Source organism: Rhodopseudomonas sp. BR0C11 (genome assembly GCF_010820945.1).
GTDB lineage: Bacteria > Pseudomonadota > Alphaproteobacteria > Rhizobiales > Xanthobacteraceae > Rhodopseudomonas > Rhodopseudomonas palustris_H.
Genome location: NZ_QTKI01000175.1, coordinates 1 through 9,249, shown reverse-complemented (window position 1 = coordinate 9,249; position 9,249 = coordinate 1). Strand labels below are relative to the sequence as shown.

7 protein-coding genes and 1 pseudogene are annotated in these 9,249 nt (G+C 64.5%); 3 read left to right on the top strand and 5 right to left on the bottom strand.

Annotation, left to right across the window (positions count from 1 at the left end):
• From DYI24_RS28325 to DYI24_RS14610, 5 genes and pseudogenes are all read right to left on the bottom strand, one after another.
• Positions 1-146: pseudogene (locus tag DYI24_RS28325) on the bottom strand (D-erythronate dehydrogenase); the annotation flags it as partial.
• Positions 147-311: 165 nt separating this feature from the next.
• Positions 312-1,238 (bottom strand): carbohydrate ABC transporter permease, encoded by a 927-nt coding sequence (locus tag DYI24_RS14625; RefSeq protein WP_107345251.1) that lies wholly within the window; start codon positions 1,236-1,238, stop codon positions 312-314.
• On the bottom strand, positions 1,231-2,172 hold the full coding sequence (locus tag DYI24_RS14620) for a carbohydrate ABC transporter permease (protein WP_164572796.1): 942 nt from the start codon (positions 2,170-2,172) through the stop codon (positions 1,231-1,233). The genes DYI24_RS14625 and DYI24_RS14620 overlap by 8 nt, the downstream gene beginning before the upstream one ends.
• 231 nt (positions 2,173-2,403) lie before the next feature.
• On the bottom strand, positions 2,404-3,729 hold the full coding sequence (locus tag DYI24_RS14615) for an ABC transporter substrate-binding protein (protein ID WP_107345253.1): 1,326 nt from the start codon (positions 3,727-3,729) through the stop codon (positions 2,404-2,406).
• Between the two features lie 76 nt (positions 3,730-3,805).
• Complete coding sequence (locus tag DYI24_RS14610) at positions 3,806-4,870, bottom strand: ABC transporter ATP-binding protein (RefSeq protein ID WP_107356293.1); 1,065 nt, start codon at positions 4,868-4,870, stop codon at positions 3,806-3,808.
• 236 nt (positions 4,871-5,106) lie between these two features.
• Here DYI24_RS14610 and DYI24_RS14605 point away from each other — a divergent pair, with 236 nt between their 5' ends.
• The 3 genes from DYI24_RS14605 (at position 5,107) to DYI24_RS14595 (ending at position 8,649) form a co-directional block, all read left to right on the top strand.
• Positions 5,107-6,915, top strand: coding sequence for an IlvD/Edd family dehydratase (locus DYI24_RS14605; protein ID WP_164572795.1), 1,809 nt, complete (start codon positions 5,107-5,109; stop codon positions 6,913-6,915).
• A 132-nt stretch (positions 6,916-7,047) separates the two neighbouring features.
• Positions 7,048-7,782 carry an SDR family oxidoreductase gene (locus tag DYI24_RS14600; protein ID WP_164572794.1) on the top strand — a complete coding sequence of 245 codons (735 nt, stop codon included), beginning with the start codon at positions 7,048-7,050 and terminating at the stop codon, positions 7,780-7,782.
• Between the two features lie 117 nt (positions 7,783-7,899).
• Positions 7,900-8,649, top strand: a complete 750-nt coding sequence (locus DYI24_RS14595; RefSeq protein WP_164572793.1) for an SDR family oxidoreductase — start codon at positions 7,900-7,902, stop codon at positions 8,647-8,649.
• Positions 8,650-9,249 lie beyond the last annotated feature (600 nt).

Genomic DNA, 9,249 nt, shown 5'->3' with positions numbered 1-9,249 from the left:
GAGGCATGGGGCGGCCGCACCGGCGCCACCACGTCCTGCAGCGTCATCCGGGTGATCTCGCGGCTGCCGAGCCGCCCATCCGCCAGCAACCGGTCGGTGAGCTTGCGCCCGACCATGCCGGCGGCGCCGAGTATCAGAATGTGCAAGGAAAGCTCCGTCGATTGGAGGGGCGAAGGCCCCGTGCAGTGCGCCTCATGGTGAGGAGGCGCGAAGCGCCGTCTCGAACCATGTGGTGAATGTGGCCCATCCTTCGAGACGCGCGCAAGAGCGCGCTCCTCAGGATGAGGTGGCGCCGGCGGTGGGAAGCGATGCTACTCCTTCACCGCCCCGGTCATCGCCGACACGTAATGTTCGACGAAGAACGCGTAGAGGATGACGAGCGGTAGCGAGCCGACCAGGGCGCCGGCCATCAGCGAGCCCCATTTGTAGATGTCGCCGTCGACGAACTCGTTGACGATCGCCACCGGCACGGTCTTGTTCGGCGTCGACTGCAGGAAGGTCAGCGCATAGATGAATTCGTTCCAGCAAAGCGTGAAGCAGAAGATGAACGCCGAGATCAGTCCCGGCACCGCCAGCGGAATGATGATCTTGATCAGGATCTGCCAGCGCGAGGCGCCGTCGATCAGCGCGCATTCCTCAAGCTCGAACGGGATGGTCTTGAAATATCCCATCAGCAGCCAGGTCGAGAACGGGATCAGCAGCGTCGGATACACCAGGATCAGCGACAGCGGCGAGTCGAACAGGCCGTAGGCCTGGATCACCGAGGCGAGCGGAATGAACAGGATCGACGGCGGCACCAGATACGCCAGGAAGATCGCGCCGCCGACGGTGTCGGCACCGCGGAAGCGCAGCCGCACGATCGCATAGGCGGCGAGCACGCTGGCGGCGATCGACAGCACCGTCGAGGCCGCCGCGACATACATCGTGTTCCACAGCCAGCGCGGATACTGGGTTTCGAACAGCAGTTTCTGGATGTGCTTCAGCGTCGGATGCACCACCCAGAACGGGTTGTAGGTCTCCATGTCGATCAGCTGCTCGTCGGGTTTGATCGCCGTCAGCCCCATCCAGTAGAACGGGAACAGCAGCACGACGAGGATGACGAACAGCGGCAGATACAGCGTCACCAGCCGGCGCGGCAGCGACTCCAGATAGCTCATGCCCTCGCTGTCGTCGCTTTGCGCCACGGTGGCGGCGGCTTTGACGGCGAGCCGCGGATCGGAGGCGGTGGTCTCAGTCATTGTCGGTCCCCTGCTGCCATTTGCGCCGCTGCATGCCGAACCACGAGATCGCGATCGCCGCGAGCAGGAACGGGATCATCGCGGTGGCAATCGCCGCGCCCTCCCCGAGCCGGCCCGACAGGATGCCGCGCTGATAGCTCAGCGTCGCCATCAGATGCGTCGCGTTGACCGGGCCGCCGCGGGTCAGCGCCCAGATCAGTTGGAAGTCGGTGAAGGTGAACAGCACCGAGAACGTCATCACCACCGCGATGATCGGCGTCAGCAGCGGATAGGTGATGTAGCGGAAGCGCTGCCACGCCGTGGCGCCGTCCAGCGTCGCCGCTTCATACAGCGACGGCGACACCGTCTGCAGCCCGGCCAGCAGCGTGATCGCCACGAACGGCACGCCGCGCCAGATATTGGCGAAGATCACCGATGCGCGCGCCCAGTTGCTGTCGCCGAGGAAATTGATGTTCTGATCGATCACCCCGAGCTTGATCAGCGACCAGGAAATGATCGAGAATTGCGAGTCGTAGATCCACCAGAACGCGATCGCCGACAGCACCGTCGGCACGATGAACGGCACCAGCACCGCGGCGCGGATGATCGCCTTGAACGGCATATGCCGGTTCAGCAGCAGCGCCAGATACAGACCGACCGCGAATTTGATCGCGCTGGCGACCACCGTGTAGAGAATGGTGTTGAACACCGACAGCCAGAAGATGCTGTCGTCCCACAGCCATTCGTAATTCTCGATCCCGATGAACACCCCGGCGCGCCCGATCCGCGCGTCGGTGAAGCTCATCCAGACGCCGAGAAACAGCGGATACGCCAGGAACAGGATCAGGAACGCCGCCGCCGGCAGCATGAACCACAGCGCGATGAAATTGCGGCTGGTGCGCAGGCGTTGCCAGGCGGTGGGGCCGGAGTGCTCGCGCATCTGAAGTGTAGTCATGCTAACTCCGTCCGTCCGCTTGCGGGCCAAGTGAAGGTCTCACTCCTTCACGTTCGTCATTCCGGGGCGCGCGAAGCGCGAGCCCGGAATCCATAACCACCGCCGGGAGTATGGATTCCGGGTTCGCGCCAAGTGGCGCGCCCCGGAATGACAAACGTAAGGTTTCCATTGGTGTGGCGCCCTTGTCGGCTGAGAAGGGTCGGCGCATGTCACCAACCCTTCTCTTCCCCGTTACGCCCTGAAGATCCGCTTCGCGGCGCGTTCGGCGCTACTCATCGCGGTCTTCACGTCTTCGCGGCCGGTGCAGTAGTTGGCGAACATGTCGACCACGACGAAGTCGGCGATCGCCGCCGCCGCGTTCTCGCCCATCTGGGCGTCGCCGGCCGGCGTCGAGGCGGTGCGGGCGACGTCGCGATACGGCGTATTCTTCGGGTCCGCGGTCCACATCGGGTTCTTCTCGTAGTCGAGCAGGAATGGCGACAGATAGCCCTGCGCCGCTTCGACCCACGGGTTGAACTGCTCCGGCTCCATCATGAAGGCGGTGAACGCCTTGCAGGTCTGCGGGAACTTGGTGAAGTTGTAGATCAGGATCGGGAAGCCGAGATGCAACTCACGGGTCTTGCCGTTGAGGCCGGCGGGCAGATGCGCGTGGTTGATGTCCTCCGCCATCTCCTTGTTGTCTTTCTTAGCCGTGACGTAGATCGAGATGCCGTTGGTGGTGAGATAGAGCTGGCCGGCAAGAAACGCCTTGTTGTTGGACGCATCGTTCCACGATGCGGTGCCGGGGATGAAGTTCTCGTACAACCCCTTGACGTATTCGAGCGCCTTGGCGGTCTCGGGCGAATTGACGACGACCTTGCTGTCCTTGTCGATCAGCGCGCCGCCGTGCGCCCACAGCGCCCAGTGCAGCCAGCCATTGGCATCGCCCGACGCGTGGCCGAGCGCCATGCCGGCCGGCGTGCCGTTCTTATTCATGCCCTTCACCAGATCGGAGAAGCCGGCGAGGTCCTTCGGAAACTCCTTGTGGCCGGCCTTCTCGGCCGCGCTGATCCGGTAGTTGACGAGGCCGCCGGTCGCCGCCACCGGGATGCCGATCCACTTGCCGTTGAACATGCCGTAGGCCTTGCCGGAGTCGCTCCAGCCGCCGCACTTCTTGGCAAGATAATCGGCGACGTCCGACACGTCGGTGCACTTGTTCGGGAACAGGAACGGCAGCGAGTACAGACCCCACACCATGTCGAGCCCCTGCCCGGTGTTGGCGGCGACCGACGCCTTGGGCTGGATGTCGTCGTAGGACTCGTTGGAGACGTTGATGGTGACGTTGTTGGCCTTCTGGAACGCGTCGACGATCTTCATGAAGGCGACGTCTTCGGCTTCGACGAACCGCTTCCAGCGCAGCAGATTGATCTTGGCACCGGGCTCCGGCTTCCACGGCGAGGCCTGCGCCCAGGCCTTGGCGTAGCCGAGCAACTGGTCGGCGGACATCGTCGCTGCCGTGGCCAACGTGATCGCGCCACCCTTCAACAACGTGCGGCGATCGAGGGTAAAGTCCGTCATCTGTCGTTCACTCCCTATGTTCCGCTTTATGCATTGGTTCGTTGATCGACCAATTCTTGTATCTGTCTGCCACGCTCTAAATCCGCCGGCCGCTCTCCTTGTCGAACAGATGCGCGACATCGGCGCGCGGCTGCAGATGGATCAGATCGCCGGGCGCGACCGGATGCCGTTCGCGGAACACCGCGATCACTTCCTGATCGCCAACCCGCGCCACGATCTGGGTTTCCGAGCCGGTCGGCTCGACCACCGCGACCTCGGCCGCAATGCCGCTGTCGGCGAAGTCGAGATGCTCGGGACGAATGCCATAGGAGACGGTGCGGCCGTTGCCGTTGGCCGGCGCCGCCATCACCGGCAGCTTGGCGCCGCTGGCGGTCTCGACATAGGGCTGGCCGCCGTTCACCTTCAGCGTGCCGTCGAGGAAGTTCATCGCCGGCGAGCCGATGAAGCCGGCGACGAATTTGTTGTCAGGCCGGTCGTACAGATCCAGCGGCGCGCCGATCTGCTCGACCACGCCGTCCTGCATCACCACGATCTTGTCGGCCATCGTCATCGCCTCGATCTGGTCGTGGGTGACGTAAACCGTGGTGGTCTTCAGCCGCTGATGCAGTTCCTTGATCTCGGTGCGCATCGCCACCCGCAGCTTGGCGTCGAGGTTGGACAGCGGCTCGTCGAACAGGAACACCTGCGGATCGCGCACGATCGCCCGGCCCATCGCGACGCGCTGGCGCTGGCCGCCGGAGAGCTGGCGCGGATAGCGGTCGAGCAATTTGCCGAGATCGAGGATGTCGGCGGCGCGCCGCACTTTACTGTCGATGGTCTTCTGATCGGCGCCGCGCAGCTTCAGCGAGAAGCCCATGTTCTGGGCGACGGTCATGTGCGGATATAACGCGTAGTTCTGGAACACCATGGCGATGTCCCGCTCCTTCGGCTGCACGTCGTTGACGACGCGCTCGCCGATCGAGATCGTTCCTGCGGTGATTTTTTCCAGCCCTGCGAGCATCCGCAGCAAAGTGGATTTGCCGCAGCCGGACGGGCCGACCAGAACGACGAACTCACCATCTTCGATGGGAACAGTCACGCCGTGCAATACTTCGAAGCCGCCGAAAGACTTACGCACGTCGTGAATCTGCACCGACGCCATCCAGCACCTCCCGATGTCCCGCCATTTATTGCGGTCGTTGCCGCCGGCGTGAGACTTATGTTGACGCAACTCTTAGCAGAATATTTCGCCGCTGTCGCGCTCGCAAATTAGTCCGGCGTGATCACACTACGCCGATTGCGTAGCGCGGTGCGACATGCCAGCATGCGCGCCGTTCCATGCTCAGCAAAGGCGCTCAAAACATCCGCTTCAAGGATGTGTGCGGTGCGGGAGACACGATGACGAAGCACGATGCCGGCAGCCCCCGGCGCAAACTCCGGTCCAGCGAATGGTTCAACGATCCGCATAATCCGGGAATGACCGCGCTCTATCTGGAGCGCTATTTGAACTACGGACTGACCCGCGCGGAACTGCAGTCCGGCAAGCCGATCATCGGCATCGCCCAGACCGGCAATGACCTGTCGCCGTGCAACCGGCACCATCTCGATCTGGCGCAGCGCGTCCGCGAAGGCATCCGGGCGGCCGGCGGCATCGCGATGGAGTTTCCGGTGCATCCGATCCAGGAGACCGGCAAGCGGCCGACCGCGGCGCTCGACCGCAATCTCGCGTATCTCGGCCTGGTCGAAGTGCTGTTCGGCTACCCGCTCGACGGCGTGGTGCTGACCACCGGCTGCGACAAGACTACGCCGGCCTGCCTGATGGCGGCCGCAACCGTGAATATTCCGGCGATCGTGCTGTCGGGCGGCCCGATGCTCAACGGCTGGCACAATGGCGAGCGCACCGGCTCCGGCACGGTGGTGTGGAAGTCGCGCGAGCGGCTTGCCGCCGGCGAGATCGACTACGAACAGTTCATGGAGATCGTCGCCTCCTCGGCGCCATCGGTTGGGCACTGCAACACCATGGGCACCGCCTCGACGATGAACTCGCTGGCCGAAGCGCTCGGCATGTCGCTGCCCGGCTGCGCCGCGATCCCGGCGCCATATCGCGAACGCGGCCAGATCGCCTACGAGACCGGCGTGCGCGCCGTTGAGATGGTGTGGGAGGATCTGAAGCCGTCCGATATCCTGACGCGCAAGGCATTCGAGAACGCCATCGTGGTCAATTCGGCGATCGGCGGCTCGACCAATGCGCCGATCCATCTCAACGCGCTGGCCCGTCACGTCGGCGTCGAGCTATCGATCGACGACTGGCAGAGCGTCGGCCACGCCATTCCGCTGCTGGTCAATCTGCAGCCCGCCGGTCTCTATCTCGGCGAGGAGTATCACCGCGCCGGCGGCGTGCCGACGGTGGTCGGCGAATTGATGCGCCACGGCAAGATCCACCAGGACGCGCTGACGGTGAACGGCAAGACCATGGGCGAGAACTGCGCCGGCGCGCCCGCCCCGGATGGCGACGTGATCCATCGCTACGACACGCCGCTGGTGCATGACGCCGGCTTCCTGGTGCTGCGCGGCAATCTGTTCGATTCCGCGATCATGAAGACCAGCGTGATCAGCCTCGAATTCCGCGAGCGCTATCTGTCCAATCCGAAGGACCCAAACGCGTTCGAGGGCCGCGCCATCGTGTTCGAAGGGCCGGAGGATTACCACCACCGCATCGACGATCCGGCGCTCGATATCGACGAGCATTGCATCCTGTTCGTGCGCGGCACCGGGCCGATCGGCTATCCGGGCGGCGCCGAAGTGGTCAACATGCAGCCGCCGGCGGCGCTGATTAAACGCGGCATCCACTCGCTGCCGTGCATCGGCGACGGCCGCCAGTCCGGCACCTCGGGCTCACCGTCGATCCTCAACGCCACGCCGGAAGCCGCCGCTAATGGCGGGCTGGCGCTGCTGAAGACCGGCGATCGCGTCCGCATCGACCTCAACAAGGGCAGCGCCGACATCCTGATCTCGGACGAGGAGCTGAAGCAGCGCCGCGCCGACCTCGCCGCCCACGGCGGCTTCGCCTATCCGAAGCACCAGACGCCGTGGCAGGAGCTGTATCGCTCGACCGTCGGCCAGCACGCCACCGGCGCCTGCATGGAGTTCGCCACCCGCTACCAGAACATCGCCGGCGCCGTCGGCGTGGCGCGGCATAATCATTGATGGGGCGGCTTGGGCACGGCACGTGCCCATTACGATCGTCATGCGCGGGCTTGACCCGCGCATCCATCATCACACGAAGAACGATGGATGGCCGGCTCGAGCCCGGCCATGACGTCGTCGGGAGGAACCAGCATGACCGACCGCCTGAAAGGCAAACGCGCGTTCGTCACCGCGGCGGCGGCGGGGATTGGGCGGGCGTCGGCGATTGCGTTTGCGCGCGAGGGTGCCGAGGTGTTCGCGACCGATATCGATGACGCCGGGCTGGCGCCGCTCGCCGAGCACGGCATTGCGCGGACCGCGAAGCTCGATGTCCGCGACACCGCGGCGGTCGAAGCGATCGCCCGCGAGGCCGGCACCGTCGACATTCTGCTCAACGCCGCCGGCTTCGTGCATCACGGCACGGTGCTCGACTGTTCGGATACGGATTGGGACTTCTCGTTCGACCTCAACGTCAAGTCGATGCACCGCACCATCCGCGCGTTTCTGCCCGCGATGCTGGAAGCGGGCCGCGGTTCGATCGTCAACATCTCGTCGGCCGCCGGCGTGTTCAAGGCGGCGCCGAACCGCTACGTCTATGGTGCAACGAAAGCCGCGGTGGCGGCACTGACCCGCGCGGTCGCGGTCGATTTCATCACCCGCGGCATCCGCTGCAATGCGATCTGCCCGGGCACGATCGAAACGCCGTCGATGCTCGGCCGCGCCGCCGCGCTTGGGCCGCAGGGCCGCGAGATGTTCGTGTCGCGCCAGCCGATGGGCCGTCTCGGCAATGCCGAGGAAATCGCCGCGCTGGCGGTGTACCTCGCCTCCGACGAAAGCGCGTTCACCACCGGCGTCGCGCATATCATCGATGGCGGTTGGACGTTGTAACGCTGTCATTGCGAGGAGCGAAGCGACGAAGCAATCCAGTTCAGTGCTCGTAGTCCTGGATTGCTTCGCTTCGCTCGCAATGACGAACTCGAGGCTCGGGCAAAGGATACACGTCAGATGAACACCATCGACCTCAACCATCGCTGCGCCGTGGTCACCGGCGGGGCGCAGGGGATTGGACGGGCGATCGCGGAGCGGTTCGTTGCGTCGGGTGCCAAGGTGGCGCTGTGGGATCATGACCTCGCGCTGGCCGAGCGGACCGCCAAGGAAATCGGCGACGACGTGACGATCGCCGTTGCGGTCGACGTCACCGATCCGGTCGCGGTCGACCGCGCGCGTGACGCGACGCTGCAGGCGTTCGGCAAGATCGACATCCTGGTCAACAATGCCGGGATCGCCGGCGTCAACAAGACGGTGTGGGAGACCGACTACGCCGAGTGGCAACGGGTGCTGAAGCTGAACCTCGACGGGCCGTTTCTGTGCTGCAAGTCGGTGGTGCCGTCGATGATCGCGCATAAATACGGCCGCATCGTCAACATCGCCTCGATCGCCGGCAAGGAAGGCAACCCGAACGCCGCGCACTACTCGGCCTCGAAGGCCGGCGTGATCGCGCTGACCAAATCGCTCGGCAAGGAGCTGGCGTCCTACGACATCTCGGTCAACGCCGTGACGCCGGCCGCGGCGCGCACCGCGATCTTCGACCAGATGACGCAGCAGCATATCGACTTCATGCTGTCGAAGATTCCGAAGGGCCGCTTCGTACTGGTCGAAGAAGTCGCCGCCCTGGTAGCGTGGCTGGCGTCGGAAGACTGCGCGTTCTCGACCGGCGCAGTGTTCGACATCTCCGGCGGACGCGCGACGTATTAAGCTACGCACTTACCCCACAACGTCATTCCGGGGCGCGCGCAGCGCGAACCCGGAATCCCGAGATGGTCTGTGCCCCGCGAGAAGCCTTGCTTCGTGCGCTAACAAGTCTCCCCGTGTCATCCCCGCGCAGGCGGGGATCCAGTATCCCAGCGCGTCGACGATAACCACGAAGGCTCTGCAATACTGGTTCGCCCGCCTTGCGCGGGCGATGACGGCTTTTAGCAGTTGTGTTCGTCGTTCCGGGTCGCCGCGGGCGACGCGCGCAAAAGCCTTGCGTCGTGCGCTAACAAGTCTCCCCATGTCATCCCCGCGCAGGCGGGGATCCAGTATCCCAGGGCGTCGATGATAACCACGATGGCTCTGCAATACTGGTTCGCCCGCCTGCGCGGGCGATGACGGTCGTTGGTCATTGCCCGCAGCAGATTTCAGGTTCGCGAGCTTTCGCTCGTGCCCCGGAATGACGGCGCAGGGATGATGTGGACGAGACAACAGGCTGGAAGCGTCACACTGACAGGCTGCCGCGGAGGCCGACAGGCTCAGCCAGTCAGAGCCTCCCTTAGCCCTTCCCTTTGGTCCGGAAGATTACCGGCAGGCTGAAGG

Excerpts from the sequence above, each read along its gene's own strand:
- DYI24_RS14610 (WP_107356293.1), bottom strand. The coding sequence starts at position 4,870 with ATGGCGTCGGTGCAGATTCACGACGTGCGTAAGTCTTTCGGCGGCTTC.
- DYI24_RS14605 (WP_164572795.1), top strand. The coding sequence starts at position 5,107 with ATGACGAAGCACGATGCCGGCAGCCCCCGGCGCAAACTCCGGTCCAGC.
- DYI24_RS14595 (WP_164572793.1), top strand. The coding sequence starts at position 7,900 with ATGAACACCATCGACCTCAACCATCGCTGCGCCGTGGTCACCGGCGGG.
- DYI24_RS14620 (WP_164572796.1), bottom strand. The coding sequence starts at position 2,172 with ATGACTACACTTCAGATGCGCGAGCACTCCGGCCCCACCGCCTGGCAA.
- DYI24_RS14615 (WP_107345253.1), bottom strand. The coding sequence starts at position 3,729 with ATGACGGACTTTACCCTCGATCGCCGCACGTTGTTGAAGGGTGGCGCG.
- DYI24_RS14625 (WP_107345251.1), bottom strand. The coding sequence starts at position 1,238 with ATGACTGAGACCACCGCCTCCGATCCGCGGCTCGCCGTCAAAGCCGCC.
- DYI24_RS14600 (WP_164572794.1), top strand. The coding sequence starts at position 7,048 with ATGACCGACCGCCTGAAAGGCAAACGCGCGTTCGTCACCGCGGCGGCG.